Genomic DNA, 23,479 nt, shown 5'->3' with positions numbered 1-23,479 from the left:
AGGTCAGTGGTCACTCGGGTTATTTGTCACAACGTCCATCCCAACCCCAGCGCCTTGTGCAATGACGCAAAGTCCTTGAGCAACAGCGCATCCCCGGAAATCCGGCTTTCCTGCGCCTGGTACCGCGTACGTTCCGCGTCCAGCCAATCCAGCGTGCTCGCCGTACCTGCCTTATAACGCTGGCGCGTCAGGTCCGCAGCCCGTACCGCCGAAGATTCCACGTTACGCAGCAGCACCACGTTCTGCCGCTGGTTGCCATACCGCGCCAGGGCCACATCCGCATCACGCAACGCACTCAACACCACGCTTTTGTAATGGGCCAGGGCCTCGTCGCGCCCGGCTTGCGCACCTTTGACACTGGCCGCCACCCGGCCGAAATCCAATGCGTTCCAGGTCAGCCGCGGCAACAGCAGCCAGGTGCCGCTGTCCTTGCGCGCCAGGTGCCCGGGATCGGCCGCCGAGAACGACAAGTCGCCCATCAGGCTGAGCTTGGGAAACCAGTCGGCGGTTTTCTCGCCGATCTGCGCGTTGCTGGAAGCCAGTTGGCGCTCGGCCACCCGGATATCCGGGCGTGCTTTCAGGATCGCCGCCGGGTCGGCAAAGGGTACCTGGCTAGGGATAGCGGGCAGGGCGCGGGGAGTGTTGAGGCTCGCGTCCAACTCGCCCGGTTCCAGGCCGCAGAGCAGGTTCAACTGGTCAATCGCCTCGACGATTGACGCTTGCAGCGGCAGGCGTTGGGCCCGGGTGTTTTCGGCCTGTGTCAGGACCTGCTCCAGTTGCAACTGCGAGGCCACGCCACGGCTGCGTCGCTGCTGGGTCAGGTCCAGCGCCTGTTCCTCAATCTCGACACTGGCGTCCACCAGTGCCAGTCGCGCCTGCTGGTCACGCACGTCGGCATAGGTCTGCACCACCTCGGCTGCCAGTTGCACCTGGGCATCGGCCAGTTGCGCCTGCGAGGCGTCGTTCTCCGCCTGGGCCGCCTCGATTGCACGCCGGGTGCCGCCGAACAGGTCGGCCTCCCAGCTGGCATCAAAGCCGGCGAGGTAAAGGCTCAATGGCCCGCGCCCACCGCCACTGCTGCCACCCAGCGCCGAGGTGTCGGGGGAGCGCAGCTTCAGCATCGCTGCATCGCCGGTGATCTTGGGCAGGGCGTTGGCGTTGGCGCCACTCAGGCTGGCTCGCGATTGCTTGAGGCGCGCCTGGGCGGTCGCCATGTCCGGACTGTTTTGCAGGGCTTGGGCCACCAATTGGTTGAGCTGCGGATCGCCCAGGGCTTGCCACCACTGGGCGACCGCAGGTGTGCGCGGCAAGCCTATGTCGGCGTGGGGCAAGCGCCCGGCCGCGAGGGTCTTTGGCGCGGCATCCGGCGCGCCCTGGTAGTCCGGCCCCACGGTACACGCCGTCAGCAGGCCGACGGTGAAGAGCAAGGGAAGTGAGCGATAAATCATGTTCGTTGGCCTGCCTGCGCCGCGCGCTTTTTCAGGATGAAGATCAGGGGAAGGCACGCCAGCATGGCGAGTCCCAACACGTAGAACGCGTCGTTGTAGGCCATCACCGCCGCTTGTTGGGCGATGTCGTTGGCCAGATGACTGAGGGCCTGCAGCGAGGCGGTGGACGGGTCGCCGGTTTGCGCCAGGTAGCTGGCGGTATCGCTCGCCATTTGATCCTGGGTCAACTGGGTGTTGGCCTGGATGCCTTCGCGCAACATATCGTCGTGGAAGTGGCTGCGCCGGTCCATCAGTACGCCGAGCAGCGCAAGCCCCAAGGTACCGCCGAGGTTGCGTGACATGTTGTAGAGCCCGGCCGCGTCACCCGCATCGCGGGTTTCCACCGAGCGCATCGACAGTTGGCTGAGGGGCATCATCACCAGGATCTGCCCGAAGCCCCGCAGGATCTGCGACCAGTAGAAATCATGGCCGACACTCTGGGCGGTGAGCTGGGTGTCGAGAAAGCAGCTGGCCCAGTACATCAACAAACCCACGCCGACCATCATCCGCAGGTCCAGGCGGCCAAGCATTCGCGGCAGGATCGGCATCAGCAGGAACGCCGGGATCCCCGACAGCAACATGATCGAACCCGACTGTTGCGCGTTATAGCCCGACAGGATGCCGAGGAACTGCGGCACCAGGTACGCCGTGCCATAGAGCCCGGCGCCGACCGCCGTGGCGATCAGCAGCACGCTGCCAAAGCTGCGGTTGAGCACCAGTTGCAGGCGCAGGATCGGCGTACTCGAGCGGACTTGCCCGACGGCAATCAGGAAAAAGCCGATCACCATCGTGATACTCAACCAGATGATCAACTGCGAGTCGAACCAGTGTTCGCGCTGGCCTTCTTCCAGCACCACGGTGAGCGAACTCAGGCCCATGGCCAGGCCAATGATGCCCAGCCAGTCGGCCTTGATGAATTGCTGGAGGTTCATGCGGTCGCTGGGCAGGCCGGTGATCAGCAAGGTGATCAAGGTGATGCTGACGGGCAAGTTGATGAAGAAGCACCAGCGCCAGTTGATATTTTCCGTGAGCCAGCCGCCAATCACCGGGCCCAGCAGCGGGCCGAGGATCACCGTCATGCCGAACATCGTGGTGCCGATTGCCAACTGTTGGGCAGGCAGGCGGGTGCGTACGATGGTCTGTGCGGTCGGGATCATCGCGCCGCCGGCAAAACCCTGGCCGATGCGCCCGGCGATCATCGCGCCGAGGCTGGAAGACAACCCGCAGAACATCGAGAAAAACGTGAACATCAACGCGGTGCCGATCAGGAACCGGCGCAGGCCGAATACCCGGGTCAGCCAGGCGGCGAGGGGAATCATGACGATTTCCGACATCAGGTAACCGGTGGCGATCCACGTGCCCTCGGTACCGGTCGCGCCGATCTGGCCCTGGATCTGCGGCAGCGCCGAGTTGGTGATCGAGATGTCCAGAGTCGCCAGCAAGGCGCCCAGCGAGCCGGCGGCGACTGCGATCCAGTCGGTCAGCGAAGCGTTGCGCGGTTTGTCCGCGGGCACTTCGGTCAAGATGGCTTCAGCCATGGTTGGCGTCTGCCTTGTGGGTGCGGGTGTCGACTTCCACGGTGGCGGACAAGCCGGGCACCAGTGCCTGGCGCACGTCGTCATCCGGTACATCCAGGGAAATCCGCACCGGCACGCGCTGCACGATCTTGGTGAAGTTGCCGGTGGCGTTGGACGGCGGCAGCAACGCGAACTGTGCGCCGGTGCCGGGGGACAGGCTGTCGATATGGCCCTGAATATCATGGCCTGGCAGTGCGTCCACATGCACGGTGACGGTCTGCCCGGCGCGCATCTCGCCGATCTGGGTTTCCTTGTAGTTGGCGGTCAGGTAGATCGCGCTCACCGGCACCACGGTCAACAAGCGTGTGCCTGGCTGCACGTATTGGCCGACGCGTACACCGCGATCAGCGACGCGGCCATCGAGCGGGCTGCGAATCACCGCGTCGTCCACATCCAGCTGGCTCTGGGCTTCGCTGGCCTTGGCCACGCCGAGTTGCGCCTGGGCTTGCTTGAGTTGGGCTTCGAGGGTGCCGTAGCGGGTCTGGCTGGAGCGCAACGCGGCCTGCTTGGCGGCCACGGTGCTGCGGGCCTGGGCGAGTTGGTTGTTGAGCTGCGCCAGGCGTTCTTCCGGCTCGGCCCCGGAACGCGCCAGCGGCGCATAACGTGCGACTTCGGTTTGCGCGTGCTGGGCGTCGGCCTGGGCGCCTTGCAGTTGGGCCCGTGCTTCGGCGATGGTCGAGTCCTGTTGTACCAGGTCGGCCTGGGCCTTGGCAAAGTCAGCCTCGCGGGCCGCAATCGTCGCCGAGGCTTCGTCACTGACTGCCTGGTATTTGCGCGCATCCAGGCGCACCAGCACGTCGCCACGCTTCACGTTCTGGTTGTCGGCCACCAGCACCTCGGCGACGTAGCCGTTGATTTTCGGCGCCACGCTGATGCTGTCGGCTTGCAGATAGGCGTCGTCGGTGGTCTCGATAAAGCGCCCGGTGAGCCACCACCAGGCGCCCCACGCCAGCCCGGCCAACAGCGCCACGCCGGCGAGTGACAGTAGAATCCGTCGGGCTTTGCCACGTTGGCCGTTGACGGTGGTTTCAGGAATGACCTGAGGAGAGGGAGGTGCAGCGGACATCAAGTCACTCCAGTTTTATATCAGTTGGAATAAATTCGTTTTTTCGCGAATTTTTGTCAACTGGTATATTTTGGTTACGTTAAAAAAATGGAGTGGCACATGGCACGACACAAACCGGCCGCCGAAGGGGGTTATCAGCGGGGTGAAGAAACCCGCGCACGCATTATCGAGGCGGCTGTCGAGGTATTTGGCGAGCGTGGCTACGACGGCGCGTCCACGCGAGACATCGCGAATGCTGCCGGCGTCAATGCGCCCGCGATCCAGTACTACTTCGATGGCAAGGAAGGCGTGTACCTGGAATGCGTCGAGCACTTGATCGCGCTGTTGTGGCAGAAGATGGCGCCCACCGTTGAAGCTGCGGAAGGTGCACTGGCCGATCCCGGGGTCGACGATCAGAGGTTGATCGACGCCTCACTGGGCATTCTCGGCGCGGTGGTTTCAACGATCCAGGACAGTCCCCAGACAACCGCGTGGCGGGCGTTTCTTGATCGCCATCAGGCCGGGCTCTGCCCTGAAAGCGCGACCATGGCGTTCGAGGAACGCTTCAAGGCGCGCATCGCCAACGTGATCCGCCTGCTGATCGCGCGCGTTGCCGGCCTTGCCGTTGACGACGAGCGCACGGTGATCCACTCGATGGCGCTGTTCACCCAGGGCCTGGCGTTTCGGGTGCAGAAACCCAAGCTGCTCTCCGCCTTGAACTGGACCGAAGTGAGCCAGAAGGAAATGGAACTGGTGCGGGATGTGGTGCTGATGCAGGCGCGGTTTACCCTGGAAGGCCTGGTACGGCATCGGGACCGGCGCTGACTTCAGCGCTTGCTGAAGGCCAGCCGGGCCGCGAACAGCACGAATATCATGCCGGTGGTGCGGTCCATCCACTTGATCACCTTTTCACGCCGCAGCACACCGGCCAATGGCTGCGTGGCACCGATCAGTATCAGTGACCAGGCCAGGCTGATCACCACGTGGATGCTCACCAGCCCGAACGTCCACGCCACCAGCGGATGCCCCTGGGGAATGAACTGCGGCAGGAAAGACACGTAGAAAATCCCGATCTTGGGGTTGAGCACGTTGCCCATCATGCCTTTCAGGAACCAGTTGGCACCGGGTTTTCCATCGGCCTCGACGGACGCCAGCGAACTGCGCGGACGCACCAGCATGTTCAAGCCCAGCCACGCCAGGTAAGCCGCGCCGCAGTACTTCAAGACGTTGAAGGCCACCTCGGACACGGCAATCAACGCGCCCAGCCCAAAGGCCACCGCTGCACCCCACAGCAGGCAGCCGGCATTGATACCCAGGGTGGCGCGCAACGCTTGTTGCTTGCCCTCCACCGTTGCAGTGCGCAATACCAGGGCCGTGTCCAGTCCGGGCGTCAACGTGAGCAACGTGGCGGCGAAGGTGAAGGCGAGCAGGTTGTCGGTGATGGGCATGGGCAGGCGACGCCGAAACAGGAAAGGGCCTTAGCATAAGCCTGCCAGGCTTTAAGGTGGTGTACAACTTTACAGGGCGGACCGACTAATACTTCGCACACTTCAACGGTAACGGCTTGCCAACGCTGGGGTACCACACATCGCGGGTGCTACGGCGATCTGCGTAGAGCACGAATGCGGTCAGGTACTTCGTGATGGTCTCTTCAAAGATTGTCTTGTAGTGGACTTTAATGACTATCGGGACTCTTACTATGTGTGAGTAGGTGCCTGCATCAGGGCTGTTCGGTGTGGAAGGCTTGTCCGGCGCTTCTTGTGCAACCAAGCTTCCATCAAAAGGGCAGAAGTGCTCGATATCGACGCTGGAGTGGACTTTTGCAACAAGTTGCTCTAGCGAGACAAAAGGAAAGTCCATGCTTGAATGCCTTGGGATTGTCCATTTTCGAGTCCCCAGCTGGGCGGCCACTTTGCTTTGGCTCAATTTGAACGGCTTGAGCGCTGAGTAAGTACCGGCGGAGGATGGATCCATCAAATCAACTGTCACGTCACGAGCGGGGATTTCAGATATGTTTTTTAGCGCGAGCGAAAGATAAGATCTGCCGTTATCCTCAAACATATTCAGAAAGTGGACCTTTTCTGCTTCGACAAGCGTGGGGTGAGTTGCGATCAGGTACACGTCCTGCGGAGAGTTTTTGTTGAAGTAACAGCTGATGTTTACGGTGCCTCCCTGTTGGATGTTTTCGATATTCGAACTGCAGTCTCTATGGGTGGTCTGGTCAGCATAGGCGTTAGAGAAAATGCCCAGAACCAATACTCCGGCATACCGCCTGGTTTTATTTCGCATTTATATTTACTACGCCTCCGGATACGTTTTGAATATTATGACTGCCGTTTCCGTGGGTGGTTTGGTTATTGCTCGTAGTGGGCGGCTGTTTGGCGCGTGTGCGCGACTGATTAGTATCGTTTAATAATGAGTGGAACACGTCGAGCCGGCACGAGTTGGACTCTTTGATTGCATCAAGGACTTGGTCTTTTAAAACGCCTTGATGCTGTTGTGTGTCGTAGTCAGCCTTGAGGTTCAGCCCGAGGTCAGCCAGTGCGCGTGATAGTTTTGACAGCTGCGCATTAACTCCGCCTGCCACCTTCAACTCGCTGCTTTCGCCTTTGTCCGAAAAGCTAGCGCAAATCGTGGCGGCTGTGTCGGTTATTAACTTGATCTTTTTATCGTTCAGGTCAGATGTACTTGTTTCGCCCCCCAGGCAGGTGGTAACAACAGCAATACATGTCAATCCGATCAAACCAGTTGTTTTTTTCATAGAGCATAAGCGTCCCGATACGTGTCTGTAGTAGGTCGGCCAGGTCGCTTGAAACTTTAAGCCGTCAACGAGATGATTCAACAAGTCGCCACGGAAGCAGTGGCGTGCCATCGACGCTCGATTCCTGTGAGGCGCCCTCAGCGTTATGCAGCCAGCAGATACAACTCGTGTTTCGCCTGCTGGATCAAGCCATGATGATGATGGTTCATGTCTTCGATACTCTCCTCAAACGCCAGGGTGTTGTACAAGAACGTGACCCTGGAGTCTTCCACGCCGGAGTATTTGGCGATGCCATCGTTGAGCAGGTCTTGCATGTAGGCATCTTTTTTATGCGACTCGAACTTGCCCTGCGCGCCGCCCACAAGGGCAATCCAGCGGATGGAAGAGTAGGGCAGTTGCTTGCCGTTGCCGTAGGTCAAACCGTAGTTCCAGACCCGGTCAACGTAGCCTTTCAAAATCGCTGGCATGGAATACCACCAGACCGGAAACACGACAAAGGCCATGTCTGATCCGGCCATCTGGTCAAACAACTGATAAACCTGCTCGCTGTATGGCTTATCCGAGTTGCTGAAGTCGGGTTCGTCTTCCTCGCGCAGTACCGGGTCGAAACCGGCGCGGTACAGGTCCAGTTCGCGCACGTTGATTTCCTTTTCGGCAGCGGCGGCTTTAAGTGCGGTCACGACTTGCGAGGTGAGTGAATTTTCCCGTGGGTGAGCCCAGATAATGTGTGCTGTTTTCATGATGTCGCCTCTGTTCAAGTTGCTGAAGTGCAGAGACTAATGCAAGATTATTGTTCTGATAATGGCTGTAAAAATAACTCAGTATTGAAGAGTATTCATCAATGAAACCAAGGCTTGCCGACCTCATTACGTTCTCTGCCGTGGCCAGGCACCAGAGTTTCAAGAAGGCCAGCGTCGAACTGGGCGTCTCGCCATCGGCCATCAGTCATTCGATTCGTCAGTTGGAGGAGCAACTGCAATTACGTCTGGTCAACCGCACTACCCGCAGCGTTTCATTGACGCAAGTGGGGCTTAAGCTGTTTGAAAATCTTGCACCGGCCATCAAGGGCATCGATGAAGCGGTTGAGGGAATTATGCCCTTTCGGGAGTCCCCGACCGGGTCGTTGAAAATAACCGCAGCACGCCAGGCCGCCAGGCTGTTTTTATCGAAGCTATGTACTGACTTCGTGCGCGAGTATCCGAATATCAGTGTCGAACTGTTTGCTGAAGACCGTCTGCTGAACATCACCCAGGATGGGATGGACGCTGGGGTGAGACTCGGTCATGTTGTCTCGGAAAATATGATCGCGGTGCCGGTCAGCCCGAGCCTCAGGTTTGCCGTCGTTGCCAGCCCTGACTACTTGCAACGATCCGGGCACTCCGCGCCGCGTAAGCCCCAGGACTTACTGAAGCATGACTGCGTTGCCTTTCGTTTTCCGACATCCGAGCGCGCCTACTCGTGGGAGTTCGAGAAGAACGCCGATGTGATACGGATCGACGTCAACAGCAATATGGCCGTCGATGACATGGACGTGGCGCTGGACGCCGTGTTGAACAGCGCCGGTATTGGCTACTTCCATGAGGAGCAGATCCAAGCGCTCGTTCAAGCCGGCAAGCTGGTGCGGTTGTTGGAGGACTGGCTCCCGGAGCGGCCCGGTTTTTTCCTGTATTACCCCAGCACCAAAAATCGCTCGTTCGCCTTCAAGACCTTTCTCGCGTTCTTGAAGGCAAACGTTCAGTCAAAGTGACTCACGCCACCTGGTTACGCCCCGACGACTTGGCCCGATACAACTGCTGATCCGCACGCTTGATCAGCACTGTGGTGTCGCTGTCCGACGCTTCAACGAGCCCGACGCCAATACTCACCGTGACCTGCCCAGCGGTCTCGAAATACGCTCCGGAAATTGCCGCGCGAATCTTCTCGGCCACCACATCCGGGCTGTCCGGCGCTTCGATTTCCGGCAACAGCACCGCAAACTCTTCACCGCCGTAACGGGCGACGAAGTCAGTGGCGCGGGTGGCGTCCTGAATCAACTGCGCGAGCTGGCGCAGTACATCGTCCCCGACGGCATGCCCATGGGTATCGTTGATCCGCTTGAAATGATCAACGTCGATCAGCAGCAAGGCAAATGCGCGCCCGCTGCGCTGGAACAGCAGGCTGTACTCCGCCAGTTTTTCATCGAAGCGCCGACGGTTGTAGACGCCGGTCAGGGCGTCATGGCTGGCCAGGTTCAACAGCTCGGCATTGGCCTGGGTGAGGGCGGCAGTACGCTGGGCGACGGTGGCTTCCAGGGACGCATTGGTGTCCTGCAGTTCGCGCTCTTTGCCAAGCAGCGATTGGGTCATGCCCTTGATGGAGCGCCCGAGCTGGGCGATTTCCAGTACGAAATGGTCTTGAGGGAAATACGCGCCAGGCTGTTGGTTTTGGACCTGCTTGGCTGAACGCGCGAGTTCTTCGATGGGCCGGCTGAGGTACGACGCCAGGTAATACGCCACGAAGCCGAAAATCACCGCGGCAATGACGCCCAACAGCAGCAGTTTGTAGAGCAATACGCGGGCAGGGTGCAGGGCGATTTCCAGCGGCTGGCGCATCACGATGTACCAGGTCAGGCTGGAATTCGACGGGCTGGGCACCGCCACGGCGCTGGTCACGTAGCCGTTGTCGACCGACCAGCCGGTGTCATTGGCCAGGCGGTCCTGGGGCAGTTGCTGGCCGGCCAGTTGTTCCGGGTAGAGCACCTTGCCGTCGTTGTCGATGATCAGCGCCTCGATGTCCGGCGTATTGCCTTTGGCCGCTTCGACAATTTGTGTCACCCACGTCCAGTGGGCGTGAGCCCCCAGTACGCCGATCACCTGGCCCCCGGCATTGCGAATCGGTGCGGCAAAGTCGATGAAGCGCCAGGGCTCACCGTTGGAGCCCGGCAGCAGCTTGGCAAGCAATACCGCCTCGTGGGGATCGCCGGTGTAGTTGCCCTGCAAACCGGCCTGGAACCAGGGCCGTGCCGTTACGGATTGGTTGACCAGCAGCCCATTCACCGCCTGGCGCACACGCCCGTCTGTGTCGGCGACGCCCATCCACGCGTACTCGGCGCGGGACTGGGTGCGTTGTTCCATGGAGGTCAGTATGTCCGGATCGTCCAGGTTGCCCCGTCTGAACAGCGGTGCGCGGCTGAGCAGCGACACTTCGAGCTGGCGTTCACGCAGCTGCACCGCCAGTAGCGCGGCGGTGGAGCGGGCAGTGCTCAACAAGGCATTGCCACTGGCCAGTTTCAGTTGCTCGGTAGCGATGTGCCCAACGTAGAACCCTACGCTCACCAGGGTGAGCAGCGACAAACCGGCAAACCAGAGGGTCAGGTGACTACGCAGGCTGGCTTTGATCATTGGGGGCTATCTGAAAGGAGTGTGACTACATGGTAGACGTACCATTCGGATAGTTGCCATAGCCTGATGATTTATACGCGCATTGATTTCCCACCTGCTTTCCCATGACGGCCATGCCAGAATATGGCGCTTAGCCACTTAGGGAACTCAAGGATGAAAACGCTGTGTGCTGCTCTGTTGTTGATGGTTGTCACCGGGCTGGCTCAGGCCAGTGAGATGAGGACCGGGTTCCAGGAAATAGTGATTCCCGACGCGGAGCACGGCAGGCCGTTGCAGGTGGCGGTGTGGTACCCGACCCATGCTTCCGGCACACCAGAACTGATTGCTGACAATCCGGTGTTTGTCGGCGCGCCGGCCTTGAAGGACGCCGCACCGGCCGCCGGCGAGCATCCGTTGGTGGTGATCTCCCACGGCATCTTCGGCAACTGGATCAACCAGTCCTGGCTCGCCAGTGCGTTGGCCGGGCAGGGTTATATCGTCGCCTCGCCCAACCACCCCGGCACCACCAGCAAGGACCGCACACAGCCGGCCGCTTCCGAGCTGTGGAAACGGCCCCTGGATATCCATCGGGTGATTGATGCCGTGATTGCCCAGCCCAAGCGTTTTGGCGCGGTGGCCGACCACAGGATCGCGGTAGTGGGGCACTCACTCGGCGGCTGGACCGCGATGGAAGTTGGCGGCGCACGCTTCGACCCGCAGCGCTTCACCGAGGATTGCAAAGTGCATCCCGAGATTGCCCCTTGCAAAGCGTACGACCTGATCGAGGTGGGTCGCACGGAGCAGGCCAAACAGCGCCTGGCCGAGGACTTGAGCGACAAGCGCGTGGCGGCCATCGTTTCGCTGGACCTGGGCTTCGCCCGCGGCTTCAGCGATGCCAGCCTCGCGGCGCTGAACCGCCCCACGCTGGTGATTGCGGCGGGCACGCCGTCGCCGGAATTGCCCGCCGCACTCGAGTCGGCCGACTTGGCCAAGCGCCTGCCGCAGAAGACTTCACGCTACGTGGAAATCAGCGACGCCACGCACTTCAGCTTCCTGCCTATCTGCAAGCCGGGCGCGGTGGAGCGGATTGAACAGAGCGACCCCGGCGAAGGCTTCATTTGCCTGGATGCCAAGGGTGCTCGTCCCAAGCCGCAGATCCAGCAGCAGGTACTCAGCCTGATCAGCGAGTTCCTGCAGCAGTCCCTGCACTAGCCGTCAGATGTCTTCGGACAACACACAGCCTGTGGCGAGGGAGCTTGCTCCCGCTGGGGGTGCGAAGCGCCTCCAACGACAGGACCGCTACGCAGTCCAACGGGAGCAAGCTCCCTCGCCACAATGGTATTTGCATTGGATCACTTCCCCACCCGCCCCGGAATCGCCACCCGACTTGTCGCCTTCACCTCCCGCAACGCCAGGCTCGACTGAATCGACGCAATCCCCAACTGCCGCCGCAACACGCTCTCCACAAAATCGCTGTAGGCGTCCAGATCCTCCGCCAGCACCTGCAGCAGATAATCCGCATCCCCGGTGATCTTGTGGCAGGACTGCACCTGCGGCAGCTCCTTGATCACGGCCTCAAAGTCCTCTGGCGTATGGTCGGAATGCACGGCAAACCGCACATGCACAAACGCCATGATCTCCAGGCCCAGCATCTTGCGATCGAGGTTGGCCTGGTAGTCCTTGATCACGCCTTCTTCCTCCAGCCGCTTGCGCCGTCGCCAGCATGGAGTGAGGCTCAATGACAGCCGCTCGCTGAGTTCGGCGTTGGAAATACTCGCGTCTTCCTGCAGCAAGGCGAGGATGGCGAGATCGGTGTCGTCAAGTGCGACCTGTCTGGTTTTATTTTTCTTCATGGCGGCTCTTTGGGGTAAAAAATCCCGATTACGCTAGCATCGGCGCACGTAAAAGCAAAGAAAGCCCACCGCAGCCAGAACAAAATAATCACCTGTCTTTCACGGGTGGATGTCTTTCATGTTGACTGTTTTCAGCGACTCTCATCGTTTGCACCATGGCACCGAACTCAAGGATGGCGTGCTCAAGCCGTCCTTCGAACAACCCAGCCGCGCCGACACGGTGCGTGATCGGGTCAAGCACGTTGGGCTGGGCGATATCATCGTGCCGCGCACGTTCGACCGGGCCTGTTACGTCAATGCCCACAGCGAACGCTACGTGTCCTTCCTGGAAACTGCCTGGGCCGAATGGACGGCGATTGGCCGTGCCCATGACGCCTTGCCGCTGGTGTGGCCGGTGCGGGACCTGGCCAATGAGCAGGTGCCGGAATTCATCGACGGCAAGCTCGGGTTTTTCGCGATGGATGCCGGTTCACCGATCACCAGCACCACCTGGGAAGCGGTGAAGACCAGCGCCGATATCGCACTCACCGGCCTGGCATTGATTGATGAAGGCCACAACAGCGCCTTCGCCCTGTGCCGGCCACCGGGCCACCATGCGGCGCGGGAATACATGGGCGGTTATTGCTACCTGAATAACGCAGCCATTGCCGCGCAACAGGCGATCACCCAAGGCGCCAAACGGGTCGCGGTGCTGGACGTGGATTTCCACCACGGCAACGGCACGCAGAACATCTTCTACAACCGCAGCGACGTGATGTTCGTCTCGCTGCATGGCGATCCGTCCGTGTCGTATCCCTACTATTCGGGCTTCAGTGCCGAGCGCGGTGCCGGGGCGGGCGAGGGGTTCAACCTGAATTACCCGCTGGCGAAAAACACCGGTTGGGCCACCTACAAAGAAGCGTTGCTCGACGCCTGCAATCAACTCAGAAAGTTCTCGCCGCAAGTGCTGGTGATTTCCCTCGGCGTCGACACCTTCAAGGACGACCCCATCAGCCATTTCCTGCTGGAAAGCCGCGACTTCCTCGGCATCGGCGAGATCATCGCCAGCGTCGGCGTGCCGACGCTGTTTGTGATGGAAGGCGGCTACATGGTCGATGAAATCGGCATCAACGCGGTCAACGTGCTGCACGGTTTCGAGAACAAACACGCCTGATCCCGATGCCATTCCAACAATAAACAACGCCTGACTTTTTTCTGCCAAAACTCAAAAACATAACAAGAGGTTTTGTGATGAAAACAACCGTGCCCGGGCTGATTGAAAAGCCCGCTTTGCAACGCACCCTCAACAACCGCCATATCCAACTGATGGCCATGGGCGGTGCGATCGGCACCGGCCTGTTCATGGGCTCGGGCAAGATCATCGCGCTGTCCGGCACCTCGATCATCCTGATCTACATGATCATCGGGCTGTTTGTGTATTTCGTGATGCGCGCCATGGGTGAGCTGCTGCTGTCCAACCTGAACTTCAAGAGCTTCGCCGACTTTGCCGGTGCCTACCTGGGGCCGCGTGCGGCGTTTTTTCTTGGCTGGTCGTACTGGCTGAGCTGGAGCGTGGCGGTGGTGGGGGATGCGGTGGTGGTCGGGGGCTTTTTCCAGTACTGGTTCCCGCACGTGCCGGCCTGGATACCGGCGATTGCAATGCTGCTGACCCTGTTTGCCTTGAATGTGCTGACGGTGCGGCTGTTCGGCGAGGTGGAGTTCTGGTTTGCGATCATCAAGATCATCGCCGTGGTGACCCTGATCAGTGTGAGCGTGGTGTTGATTGCCAGCTCGTTTGTGTCGCCCACCGGCGTCACGGCTTCCCTGAATCATTTGCTGGATAAACAGGCGGCGTTTCCCAATGGCGTGTTCGGCTTCTTTGCCGGGTTCCAGATGGCGATCTTCTCGTTTGCCGGTACCGAGTTGATCGGCACGGCGGCGGCCGAAACCCGTTCGCCGGAGAAGACACTGCCCAAGGCAATCAACTCGATTCCGCTGCGGATCATCCTGTTCTACGTGCTGGCCTTGGCCTGCATCATTGCGGTGACATCCTGGGAGCAGGTGTCGCCCAGCAAGAGCCCCTTTGTCGAGCTGTTCCTGGTGGCCGGCTTTCCCGCCGCCGCCGGGATTGTGAATTTCGTGGTACTGACCTCAGCGGCTTCTTCGGCCAACAGCGGGGTGTTTTCGGCGAGTCGCATGTTGTTCGGCCTGGCGGACCTGGGAGACGCACCCGGGATATTCCGACGACTGTCGAAAAACAGCGTGCCGTTTATCAGCCTGGCGTTTACCACCTTCCTGATGCTGCTGGGCTTGTTGCTGCTGTTTATAGTCCCGGAAGTGATGACGGCCTTTACCATCGTCTCCACCGTTTCGGCGATCCTGGTGATCTTTACCTGGTCGACCATCCTGGCGTCCTACATCGCCTATCGGAAAAAGTGCCCGGAGCTACATGAAAAATCCCTCTACAAAATGCCCGGTGGCGTGCCGTTGGCGTGGGTTTCACTTGGCTTCATGGCGTTCGTACTTTGCCTGCTGGCACTTCGCCCAGATACCCGCCTGGCCCTTTGCGTGATGCCTGCATGGTTTATGTGGCTGGCGGTTGCCTACCATTTCTCGCATTTTCGCCACCGACTCCAGCCTGATCAGCGCACGGCGCAGTAGCGGTTGTCGTACAACCGCAGGCCATTCAACCCTCGAAAAAGGCCGGCTTGTACGGCCTTTTCATGACGGTTTTTTCATCGGCACATGACAAAAATTTCACAATCTGCGCCATCGGCCCCATGCCACAATCCGCAGCGTTTGCAGGGCCGCAACGGTATTCGCTCGAAGGACAGTAAAAAAATAATGTTCACAGGGGCGCAGTAAATGAAACTCTCTACATTAGCGTTGGCCATCACGGCGGCTGTCCTTGCACAACACGCCAGCGCAGACGGCTTTGGTCTTGGCTCACTCGGCACGGGTGACGGCCATAGCGGCTTCCTCGAAGACAGTCATTCTTCGATCAGTTCGCGCACCATGTACTACAACGCCGACGTTCACTCCGGCACGGCGAACGACCTGCGGGAAGCGGCTCAAGTACTGCGTTTCGACTATAAATCCGGTTACACCCAGGGCACCGTCGGCGTAGGTTTCGACGTGATGGCTTTCGGCGCGTTGCGTCTGGACGGTGGCGATGGCCACGCAGCGGGCAATGGCCTGTCGGGTAACGGTAACAGCTTCTTCCCGGTGAAGAACAACGGCACCGAGCCTGCTGACAGCTTCGGTCGCGCAGCCGGCAACGTTAAATTCCGTATTTCCCAGACTGAATTGCACGTGGGCGGTGGTTTGGCGCCGATCCTGCCGATCCTGGTGTCCAACGACAGCCGTGCCGCACCGCAGACCTTTGACGGCGGCATCCTGACTTCCAAGGACATTCCCAACGTCACCTTCACCGGCGGCGAGCTGAACAAGGCTGAAGGTCGTGCATCGAGCAACTCCACGGGCTTGAGCGTGGCCGGTGCCACTCGCGACAGCGACAGCTTCCGTTTCGGTGGTGTCGACTACCAGCCGTTTGGTTCTTCTGACAACGTCATCGCTAAAAACCTGACGTTGCAGTACTACTACGCCAACCTGGAAGACTTCTACAAACAGAACTATTTCGGCCTGGTCCACGTATTGCCGTTGGGCAATGACCAGTCGTTCAAGACCGACCTGCGTTATTTCGACAGCACCAGCGACGGCAAAAACGGTTCGGCCGGCTATGCGTTCAACAACAACGGCGGCTATGCCAAGCACGCCGGTGAAGTCGACAACAAAACCTACAGTGCTGCCTTCACCTATCAGTTGGGCGGCAGCCAGTTGATGTTCGGCCATATCGGCGTGAGTGATGACGGTGGCTTCGTCTGGGTCAACCAGGGCAGCATCGCCGATCCAACCGCCCAAGGCGCGGCCGGTTCCGACTTCTACCTGTTCACCGACGCGGTGGTTGGCCAGTTCTCCCGTGCGGGCGAGCAGGTCAATTTCGGTCAGTACCTGTATGACTTCAGAACCCTGGTGCCGGGCCTGAAAGCCTCGATTGCCTACCTGAACGGCAGCGACATCAAGGCCAAGGTTGCCGGTGGCAGCGATCAGTCGGAACGCGAAACCGATTTCCGTCTTGATTACGTCGTGCAGGAAGGCCCGCTGAAAGGCTTCGGTACTACGTTCCGTACCGGCAGCTACCACGGCCATAACACCGGCACCGCCGACCAGGATCAGACCCGCCTGATCTTCAACTACACCTACGCGCTGTTTTAATCAGTCGTCGGTAACTGCTCCAGATGAAGGCCGCCCATTGGGCGGCCTTCTTTATTGGCGTGGGGTTCCAGCCAGAGCAGGGCGCTACAGTTGTTTTTACACAAGGCAACGTTTAATCATGCGCGGCAATTCCCAACCTACAAGTCAAGACAAGAACCGTTTCCATGAAAGTCAGTGCACGCAACGTATTCAAAGGCCAGGTCAGCCAGGTCCAGCACGGCGCGGTCAATGCCGAAGTGGTGTTGACCCTGCCCGGCGGCGAGCAGTTGGCGGGCGGTTCGAAGGTGTTTTCCATCGTGACCCGCGACGCGGTGGCCGAGTTGGGCCTGAAGCCGGGCGTGAGCGCCACGGCGTTTGTTGTTGAAAAGGGCTATTGCGCTAAGGCGCCAGCCGGGTGAACACATAATCGTGGTTCTTCACCAGCGCCTGATGGCAGGCAAAGCAGGTCTCATGCTGCGCCTGGTCCACCGGCTTGCCATTGATGAACCGTCCAAAGCCCCAGCCTCCGGTCGCTGCGTATTTCTTCGAGTCCTTGACCATGAACTGCACGGTGGTTGCCGCGCCGGGAATCGACGCGGTCTTGAACTCGGGCGATTGCACGTGCTTCCAGGCCAGTTTCGCCAGCACGGTGCCGTCGGGGAAGGGCAGCGTGCCGTCGCGGTACGCCTTGAGCGCCACTTTATTGCCCAGCACCACCCGCAGTTCATTCAGCGGGTCGGCTTCCTGGGCCGGCGCGATCAGCTCCCATTGACGGTAGCCGTCGGGAATGGTCACGCCGTAGATCGGCGAAGGCTCGCTGGTGGCCGGGCCGCCAAAGGCGAACCCGGTAGCGGTGGCCACCACGGCAGCTGTTGCAGCGACGAGTGCAGCAAGATGCAGGCGCTTCATCACAGGTGGTCCGCATCGATCACAGCCTTGGCAAAGGCTTGCGGTGCTTCCTGCGGCAGGTTGTGGCCGATGCCGCCGGTGATCAGCCGGTATTCGTATTTGCCGGTAAAGCGTTTGGCATAGTCCTCTGCGGCCGGGTGCGGCGCGCCGTTGGCGTCGCCTTCCATGGTGATGGTGGGCACGTTGATGGAGGGTGCAGTGGCGAGTTTCTGCTCCAGCGCAGCGTATTTTTTCTCTCCCTGCACCAGCCCCAGGCGCCAGCGGTAGTTGAAGATCGATACGGCGACGTGGTCGGGGTTGTCCAGGCCTTTGGCGCTGCGGTCGAAGGTGGCGTCGTCGAATGCCCATTTTGGCGAGGCGATCTGCCAGATCAACTTGGCAAAGTCGTGGGTGTTTTTCGCATAGCCGGCGGCGCCGCGATCGGTGGCGAAGTAGAACTGGTACCACCATTGCAACTCGGCCTTGGGCGGCAATGGGTTCTTGCCCGCGGCCTGGTTGCCGATCAGGTAGCCGCTGACCGATACCAGCGCCTTGACCCGCTCAGGCCACAACGCCGAGACGATGTCGGCGGTGCGCGCACCCCAATCATAGCCGCCGAGCACGGCCTGCTTGATCTTCAGCGCGTCCATGAAGTCGATCAGGTCGACGGCGAGGGCGGCCGGCTGGCCGTTGCGCAGGGTCTTTGCCGACAGGAAATGGGTATCGCCATAGCCGCGGGCGTAAGGCACCAGCACCCGGTAGCCCTGGGCAGCCAGCAGCGGCGCTACCTCGGAGTAGCTGTCAATGTCGTAGGGCCAGCCATGCAGCAGGATCACCACCGGGCCATCGGCCGGGCCGACTTCGGCGTAGGCCACATCCAGCAAGCCGGCTTTCACATGCTTCAACGGGCCGAGCGCGCTGTGGGCAGTTGCGCTGGCAGCCGCAGGTGCTTGCGCGTCCTGTGCACTGGCGACGCCGAGGGCACCGAACTGCAACAGCGCAAAGGCCAGCAGCGACGCGCCCATCAGGCGGCGGGGTGGGATGTTCAACTGTGTGTGCATGGTGAGTCTCCGGCGGCGGGTGGTGTGCCTGGCTCACAGTTGAACGTAGTTGTGTATCCCGTCTGTTTCGAGAAAACCCGTGGGTTAAAGGTTTTGTATCGCAGCGGTGTTTGGACACACTGCGATACAAAGGTCAGAGGGCCCGCCGGGCCACATACACCAGGCTCGGCGCCTGACCGGGTACATCGTCCAGCTCATCGATGTACTGCATGCCGATTTTCTCCAGCACCTTGATCGACGCTGTATGCGCCGGACGCACCACGCCGTACACCTGCGGCTGGTCCAGTTCGACAAAGGCAAACTGCAACGCCGCCCTGGCAATCTCGGTTGCAAAGCCCTGGCCCCAGGCGCTGACCGCAAAGCGGTAGCCCAGGTTGATCCGCTCAACGTCGTTGTAGGGGTACAAGGTGATGCCACCAAAGCCGATCACGCGGTCCGGCGCCTCTTGTGTGGCAATCGCCCATTGGCCGAAACCATGTTCTGCCCAGTGCAGCAGCCAGCGAGCCAGGGCGGCCTCGGCTTGGCCCAGGTCCGTCAAGGGGCCCGCCGGGTTGTAGCGGTTGGTCTCGGGATCGCCATAAATGGCAAATACACTGGCCACATCGTCGGCCGCTGCGGGCCTGAGAATCAGGCGTTCGGTGGTAATCGGGTGGGTATTCATGGGTGGACTCTGATCCTTGGAGCGAGCGAGAAGGTGTTCACCTATATTTATCCTGCTTTCGGCGCTCTAGCACGCTTGATTCAGTTGTTAGGGCTACTGGCAGGATGCCACAATGGCACTTTGTCGCGGCAGTAAGATCAGGCGGACCAAATGAATGGCCTTGGGCGTGGGCAGGACCAGGATTGCTTCATCGAGGAGCAGGTACGAACAGATCGATTGCACCAGCTGTTTCGCCAGTCATTCTCTGCAGTGTTCGGCAGTTATATGGCGGCCGCCATGCTGTGCTGGCTGTGCTGGGAACGTTTTGATCACCGGGTAATGCTGGTCTGGCTGGTGGTATTGGCGGGGACGTCGTTGCTGCGGGTGTGGATGTTCATGGACTGGTTTCGCTGCCCCAACAGTGAACGCACCCCCGCGCGCTGGGAGCGGCGCTACTGGGTAACGCTGATGTTGTCGGCCGGGGTCTGGGGCATCGGCGCATTCGCCCTGATGCCCACCGACGACCGCCTGTCCCAGGCCCTGGTGATGTTGTTCACCGTGGGCATGTCGGTCAGCGCAGTCTCGTGTTATTCAGCCTATCGCTACATGACCCTGGTCTCCATGGGCCTGGTGCTGCTGCCGTGCACCCTGTGGCTGCTGTTTCAACCGTCGTCGATGCAAGTCGGCATGGCCCTGGCGGTGCTGGTGTTCTCTTCGTTTGTCGGTGGCGCCACGCGCAAGCTGTCGGATGCCCTGGAAAAAGCCTTTCGCCTGACCCGGCAAATGGAACGAGCCCACAACATCTCCGCCCGCGCCGCGCAAACCGACGAACTCACCGGCCTGATGAACCGCCGGGCGTTTTTCGAGCATGCGCAGTTGCTCTACGAACAGTGCCGGCATAACCAGCAGCCGTTGTGCGCGCTGATGATGGACATGGACCACTTCAAGGACATCAATGACACCTACGGCCACCAGGCCGGGGACCAGGTGCTGCGCCAGATCGGCGGGGTGATCAGCGCGTCGTTTCGCCAGGCCGATGTGTATGGGCGGCTGGGGGGCGAGGAGTTTGCGGTGCTGCTGCCGGATACGTCGCTGGAGACCGGGCGGGACATCGCCGAGCAGTTGATCAAGGCCATTGCCGGGCTGACCAGCGAGCCGGTCAAGGGGTTGACCGCCAGCCTCGGCGTGGCCTGGGCTCGCGCGGTGGACCAGGACCTGCACGGCCTGATGAACACCGCAGACAAGGCGCTGTACCGCGCCAAGGCCCTCGGGCGTAACCAGGTGGCCGTCGCGGAATAGGCCTCAGCCCTTGAGCAGCGCCTTGGCCAGCACCTGTGAGACCTGGTCGGCCGAGTAGGGCTTGGGCAGGAACACCAGGCCTTCATAGCCGCTTTCCGCCAGCTCCTCGCTGTAGCCCGAGGTCAGTACCACCGGCAGGCCGGGCCGGCGGCGTCGCAGTTCCCTGGCCAGGGCCACCCCGGTGATGCCGGGCATCACCACGTCGGAAAACACCGCATCGAACCCCAACGCGTCTGCGCCGGCCAGTTCCAGCGCCTGTTCGGCATTGGTTGCCCAGGTGGTCTGGTAGCCGAGGTCCTGGAGGATCTGATTGGCAAAGCGGCCCACTTCCAGGTTGTCTTCCACCACCAGGATATGGCGCTGGGCGCATTCGGTGATCAGCCCGCAGGTGTCCGGGGTGTCACGTTGGAAGCTCTCTTCAGGTACCACTTGCGGCAAGTACAGGGTAAACACCGTGCCCTGGCCAACCTGGCTGGCCACATCGACGTTGCCGCCCGATTGCTTGGCGAAGCCGAACACCTGGGACAGTCCCAGGCCGGTGCCCTTGCCGACTTCCTTGGTGGTGAAGAAGGGTTCGAAGATGCGCTCGAACGTCTCCCCGGGAATCCCGCTGCCGGTGTCGGTGAGTGAAATGGCGATGAACGCCTGGCGTGAACCGGCGTCACCACGGATGCTCGGCAGTGCTTGATCGGCGTCCAGTCGCAGGGTCAGGCTACCCTGGCCGTTCATCGCGTCCCGGGCGTTGAGGGCGATGTTGATCAGGGCGGTTTCAAACTGGCTGGAGTCGGCGCGGATGTAGCACGGCTGCCCGGGCAGTTCGACGTGCACATGAATCCGCGCGCCAGTCACCGTATCGAGCATCTCGCCGATGTTTTTCACCCGCAGGCCTGCATCGAACACTTCCGGGTTCAGCGGCTGGCGCCGGGCAAATGCGAGCAACTGGCTGGTCAATTTGCCGGCCCGGTCCACGGTGTCGGTGACCGCGCTCATGTAGCGCTGGCGACGCTCTTCGGACAGGCTCGGCATCCGCAGGAAGTCGACGGATGAGCGAATGATGGTCAGCAGGTTGTTGAAGTCGTGGGCCACGCCACCGGTCAACTGGCCGATGGCTTCAAGCTTTTGCGATTGACGCAAGGCGGCTTCGGTCTGGGTCAGCAGGGTGGTCCTTTCGGTGACGCGCTGCTCCAGGCTTGCATTCAGCTCGGCCAGGCGCTGGGACAAAACCACGGTGGCGGTGGTTTCGGTCACGGTGTCGAGCATGCCGACCACCTTGCCCTGTACGTCGCGGATCGGGCTGTAGCAGAAGGTGAAGTACGCCTGCTCCGGCGCGCCGCCGCGTTCGATCGTCAGCGGGAAGTTTTCGATAAAGGTGGCTTCACCTGCGAAGGCGGCATCCGCGATCGGACTGATCTCGGGCCAGGCTTCCTGCCAGATCTCGTTGAATGGTCGCCCGAGGGCATCAGGCTTGTCGCCGAGAATCGGGATAAACCCGTCGTTGTAAAGCGTGATCAGCGCAGGCCCCCAGACGATCGCCTGGGGGAAACTGGAGGCAAGGCACAGGGCGACGGTGGTCTTCAGTACGTCCGGCCAGTGTTCCAAAGGCCCCAATGGCGTATTGGCCCAGTTGTGATGCCGGACCCGTTCGGCCATTTCGCCGCCGCCTTGCAGCCAGTTTGTCATTCGGTGAACGCCTTCTTGCCACGGTTCGCTGAGGTAGGGATGCCAAGCTACAGACATCCCGGGACTCAGCCAGTTCAGCGGGATTATCCACTAGATGGCACTTTAGTGTCTCGGCCGGATAATGCTTTGCTGAGCTCCCTTCAGGCCACCGTAATCGTTACCGCGATATTGCCGCGGGTGGCCTTGGAATACGGGCACGTCTGGTGGGCACGGTCCACCAGTGCCTGCGCCGCCGAGTGTTCGATACCCGGCAGGCTGACCCGCAGGCGCGCTTGCAGGTAATAGCCATCTTCCGGGCTGTTCACCAGGTCCACTTCGGCACTCACCGCCGTGTCGGCGGGCAGGCGGATGTGAAGGGTTTGTGCGGCTTTGCCCATTGCGCCGATAAAGCAGGCGGACCAGCCGGCACCAAACAGTTGCTCGGGGTTGGTGCCGGGCGCCTTGGAGCCGGGCGGCGACAGCTTGATGTCCAGGTGCAGGTCATCGCTGTGGGACGCGCCTTCACGCCCGCCGGTGGTGTGGGTTTTGCCGGTGTAGAGCACGGTGCTGTTCTGGGACATGACGGTTTCCTCGCAAGTGGCCCGGGGTGGGCCGGTGTGCACAGGAAACCGCGCCGGCGTATCCGCAATGTGTCATCGCCGGGGCCCTGCACCTCGCAGTGTGTCGCCTCGCCGGGAAGATACGTTGGGATACAAACCGTTATTGCTGCTGCACGCCAAACAAACCGGTCCAGTAGATGCCGGCATCACTTTTCGGGTCCATGGCGTAGGCGGCGCCCATTTCGCGGAACTGCGGGTTCATCAGGTTGGCACAGTGCCCGGGGCTGGCCAGCCAGCCGTCGACCACCTTGCGTGGGGTGTCCATGCCGGCGGCGATGTTCTCGCCGATCTGCTGGCCGATGTAGCCTGCCAGTTCAGCCCGGTCACCCGGGGTGCGGCCATCGTGGTCCAGGTGATCGAAGAAGTTGCCGTTGGCCATGTTGCGCGCGTGGCCGGCGGCGGCGTTGGCGAGTGCTTCGTTCCAGCTCAGGGGTGTGGTGGCGGCAAAGGCCTGGGCGCCACATTGGCGTGGTTGCTGGCGGGCGGTGTTGATCAGGTCGAGCACCTTCTTGCCTTCGGTCTGGGTCTCGCCCAGGCCGCTGGTCAGCAGCGGGCGGGCCAGCACGATGCGCCAGTCCTGGCCGCTGTTGCTCACGCCGATATCAATGAACTGCGGGTCGAGCACCACCCGGCAAAAACTTTCGCGCACGGCTTTCATCGCGGCTTCGGCGTTCCTGGGCCCGGACAGGCTGATGGCCTGGACGTTGACCATCGGGTACGCCGCCCGCGCCAGCGCCTGCTGCAAGTCGCCGACACTGTTGACCGGCAACACCAGCCGCGTGTCGCTGGCCAGCGGTGGCAATTCCTGGGAACCCTGGTTGCCGCAGCGCTGGACCTGGCTGCGGTATTGATTGATCGAGTCGACCAACAGGCTTTCTTCACCCGCCTGCGCCTGGGCGGTAAACACCAGACTGGCGGCCAGCGTCGTAAGACCCATCATCAATGACAGAACGCGCATGGACGTTTCCCTTGAGCTTGAAAGTGCCCATGATGCGCG

The 23,479-nt window shown here is 60.9% G+C and carries 23 protein-coding genes; 8 read left to right on the top strand and 15 right to left on the bottom strand.

Annotated features, from left to right (window positions below; translation table 11 throughout):
* Positions 1-26: 26 nt before the first annotated feature.
* Genes HX839_RS29485 through HX839_RS29475 form a run of 3 tightly spaced genes read right to left on the bottom strand, consistent with a single transcriptional unit; the run spans position 27 to position 4,130 of the window.
* Positions 27-1,448 carry an efflux transporter outer membrane subunit gene (locus tag HX839_RS29485; protein ID WP_008436338.1) on the bottom strand — a complete coding sequence of 474 codons (1,422 nt, stop codon included), beginning with the start codon at positions 1,446-1,448 and terminating at the stop codon, positions 27-29.
* The gene (locus tag HX839_RS29480) at positions 1,445-3,025 is read right to left on the bottom strand and encodes a DHA2 family efflux MFS transporter permease subunit (RefSeq protein ID WP_177068102.1); all 1,581 of its coding nucleotides are present in this window, start codon (positions 3,023-3,025) and stop codon (positions 1,445-1,447) included. Before HX839_RS29480 ends, HX839_RS29485 begins: the two co-directional genes overlap by 4 nt.
* A complete protein-coding gene (locus HX839_RS29475; RefSeq protein WP_008436342.1) occupies positions 3,018-4,130 on the bottom strand; it encodes an HlyD family secretion protein in 1,113 nt (370 codons plus the stop codon). Before HX839_RS29475 ends, HX839_RS29480 begins: the two co-directional genes overlap by 8 nt.
* 99 nt (positions 4,131-4,229) lie before the next feature.
* Between HX839_RS29475 and HX839_RS29470 the strand changes: the two genes are divergently transcribed.
* Complete coding sequence (locus tag HX839_RS29470; protein WP_003215166.1) at positions 4,230-4,934, top strand: CerR family C-terminal domain-containing protein; 705 nt, start codon at positions 4,230-4,232, stop codon at positions 4,932-4,934.
* Between the two features lie 2 nt (positions 4,935-4,936).
* Here the strand turns inward: HX839_RS29470 and HX839_RS29465 are convergent, their stop codons facing one another.
* The 4 genes from HX839_RS29465 to HX839_RS29450 form a co-directional block, all read right to left on the bottom strand.
* On the bottom strand, positions 4,937-5,557 hold the full coding sequence (locus HX839_RS29465) for a LysE family translocator (protein ID WP_177068101.1): 621 nt from the start codon (positions 5,555-5,557) through the stop codon (positions 4,937-4,939).
* An 85-nt stretch (positions 5,558-5,642) separates the two neighbouring features.
* On the bottom strand, positions 5,643-6,398 hold the full coding sequence (locus HX839_RS29460; RefSeq protein WP_177068100.1) for a hypothetical protein: 756 nt from the start codon (positions 6,396-6,398) through the stop codon (positions 5,643-5,645).
* The gene (locus tag HX839_RS29455; RefSeq protein ID WP_177068099.1) at positions 6,388-6,981 is read right to left on the bottom strand and encodes a hypothetical protein; all 594 of its coding nucleotides are present in this window, start codon (positions 6,979-6,981) and stop codon (positions 6,388-6,390) included. The genes HX839_RS29460 and HX839_RS29455 overlap by 11 nt, the downstream gene beginning before the upstream one ends.
* Positions 6,982-7,013: 32 nt before the next feature.
* Positions 7,014-7,610, bottom strand: a complete 597-nt coding sequence (locus tag HX839_RS29450; RefSeq protein ID WP_177068098.1) for an NAD(P)H oxidoreductase — start codon at positions 7,608-7,610, stop codon at positions 7,014-7,016.
* A 101-nt stretch (positions 7,611-7,711) separates the two neighbouring features.
* Here HX839_RS29450 and HX839_RS29445 point away from each other — a divergent pair, with 101 nt between their 5' ends.
* Positions 7,712-8,617 carry a LysR family transcriptional regulator gene (locus HX839_RS29445; protein ID WP_177068097.1) on the top strand — a complete coding sequence of 302 codons (906 nt, stop codon included), beginning with the start codon at positions 7,712-7,714 and terminating at the stop codon, positions 8,615-8,617.
* A 1-nt stretch (position 8,618) separates the two neighbouring features.
* Here the strand turns inward: HX839_RS29445 and HX839_RS29440 are convergent, their stop codons facing one another.
* Positions 8,619-10,250, bottom strand: coding sequence for a sensor domain-containing diguanylate cyclase (locus HX839_RS29440; protein WP_177068096.1), 1,632 nt, complete (start codon positions 10,248-10,250; stop codon positions 8,619-8,621).
* Between the two features lie 153 nt (positions 10,251-10,403).
* On the opposite strand from HX839_RS29440, the gene HX839_RS29435 reads away from it, so the two are divergent.
* Positions 10,404-11,441 (top strand): alpha/beta fold hydrolase, encoded by a 1,038-nt coding sequence (locus HX839_RS29435; RefSeq protein ID WP_177068095.1) that lies wholly within the window; start codon positions 10,404-10,406, stop codon positions 11,439-11,441.
* A 140-nt stretch (positions 11,442-11,581) separates the two neighbouring features.
* Here the strand turns inward: HX839_RS29435 and HX839_RS29430 are convergent, their stop codons facing one another.
* Positions 11,582-12,082 carry an Lrp/AsnC family transcriptional regulator gene (locus tag HX839_RS29430; RefSeq protein WP_008436349.1) on the bottom strand — a complete coding sequence of 167 codons (501 nt, stop codon included), beginning with the start codon at positions 12,080-12,082 and terminating at the stop codon, positions 11,582-11,584.
* Positions 12,083-12,200: 118 nt separating this feature from the next.
* Here HX839_RS29430 and HX839_RS29425 point away from each other — a divergent pair, with 118 nt between their 5' ends.
* From HX839_RS29425 to HX839_RS29410, 4 genes are all read left to right on the top strand, one after another.
* Positions 12,201-13,235 (top strand): histone deacetylase family protein, encoded by a 1,035-nt coding sequence (locus HX839_RS29425; protein ID WP_177068094.1) that lies wholly within the window; start codon positions 12,201-12,203, stop codon positions 13,233-13,235.
* A gap of 77 nt (positions 13,236-13,312) precedes the next feature.
* Positions 13,313-14,722, top strand: coding sequence for an amino acid permease (locus tag HX839_RS29420; protein ID WP_003215190.1), 1,410 nt, complete (start codon positions 13,313-13,315; stop codon positions 14,720-14,722).
* 204 nt (positions 14,723-14,926) lie between these two features.
* Positions 14,927-16,336, top strand: coding sequence for an OprD family outer membrane porin (locus HX839_RS29415; RefSeq protein WP_177068093.1), 1,410 nt, complete (start codon positions 14,927-14,929; stop codon positions 16,334-16,336).
* Between the two features lie 164 nt (positions 16,337-16,500).
* Complete coding sequence (locus tag HX839_RS29410) at positions 16,501-16,734, top strand: molybdopterin-binding protein (RefSeq protein WP_008436351.1); 234 nt, start codon at positions 16,501-16,503, stop codon at positions 16,732-16,734.
* On the opposite strand, the gene HX839_RS29405 is transcribed toward HX839_RS29410, so the two are convergent.
* The 3 genes from HX839_RS29405 to HX839_RS29395 all read right to left on the bottom strand — a co-directional run bounded on the left by HX839_RS29405 (position 16,715) and on the right by HX839_RS29395 (position 18,925).
* Positions 16,715-17,224, bottom strand: a complete 510-nt coding sequence (locus HX839_RS29405; protein ID WP_003215197.1) for a cytochrome P460 family protein — start codon at positions 17,222-17,224, stop codon at positions 16,715-16,717. The genes HX839_RS29410 and HX839_RS29405 overlap by 20 nt on opposite strands.
* On the bottom strand, positions 17,224-18,264 hold the full coding sequence (locus HX839_RS29400) for an alpha/beta fold hydrolase (protein WP_177068092.1): 1,041 nt from the start codon (positions 18,262-18,264) through the stop codon (positions 17,224-17,226). Before HX839_RS29400 ends, HX839_RS29405 begins: the two co-directional genes overlap by 1 nt.
* A 133-nt stretch (positions 18,265-18,397) precedes the next feature.
* Positions 18,398-18,925, bottom strand: a complete 528-nt coding sequence (locus HX839_RS29395) for a GNAT family N-acetyltransferase (RefSeq protein ID WP_177009440.1) — start codon at positions 18,923-18,925, stop codon at positions 18,398-18,400.
* Positions 18,926-19,075: 150 nt separating this feature from the next.
* Between HX839_RS29395 and HX839_RS29390 the strand changes: the two genes are divergently transcribed.
* Positions 19,076-20,203 (top strand): sensor domain-containing diguanylate cyclase, encoded by a 1,128-nt coding sequence (locus tag HX839_RS29390; RefSeq protein ID WP_177009439.1) that lies wholly within the window; start codon positions 19,076-19,078, stop codon positions 20,201-20,203.
* 3 nt (positions 20,204-20,206) lie between these two features.
* On the opposite strand, the gene HX839_RS29385 is transcribed toward HX839_RS29390, so the two are convergent.
* The 3 genes from HX839_RS29385 to HX839_RS29375 form a co-directional block, all read right to left on the bottom strand.
* Complete coding sequence (locus HX839_RS29385; RefSeq protein WP_177068091.1) at positions 20,207-21,883, bottom strand: ATP-binding protein; 1,677 nt, start codon at positions 21,881-21,883, stop codon at positions 20,207-20,209.
* 140 nt (positions 21,884-22,023) lie between these two features.
* On the bottom strand, positions 22,024-22,443 hold the full coding sequence (locus tag HX839_RS29380; RefSeq protein ID WP_177042206.1) for an organic hydroperoxide resistance protein: 420 nt from the start codon (positions 22,441-22,443) through the stop codon (positions 22,024-22,026).
* A 139-nt stretch (positions 22,444-22,582) separates the two neighbouring features.
* Entirely contained in the window at positions 22,583-23,440 is an 858-nt protein-coding gene (locus tag HX839_RS29375; protein ID WP_003215212.1) for a CAP domain-containing protein, read from the bottom strand.
* Positions 23,441-23,479: the final 39 nt, after the last annotated feature.

Source organism: Pseudomonas sp. I8001, assembly GCF_013385345.1.
GTDB lineage: Bacteria > Pseudomonadota > Gammaproteobacteria > Pseudomonadales > Pseudomonadaceae > Aquipseudomonas.
The sequence above is the reverse complement of the archived record's forward strand: the minus strand, read 5'-3'. Positions and strand labels throughout refer to the sequence as shown.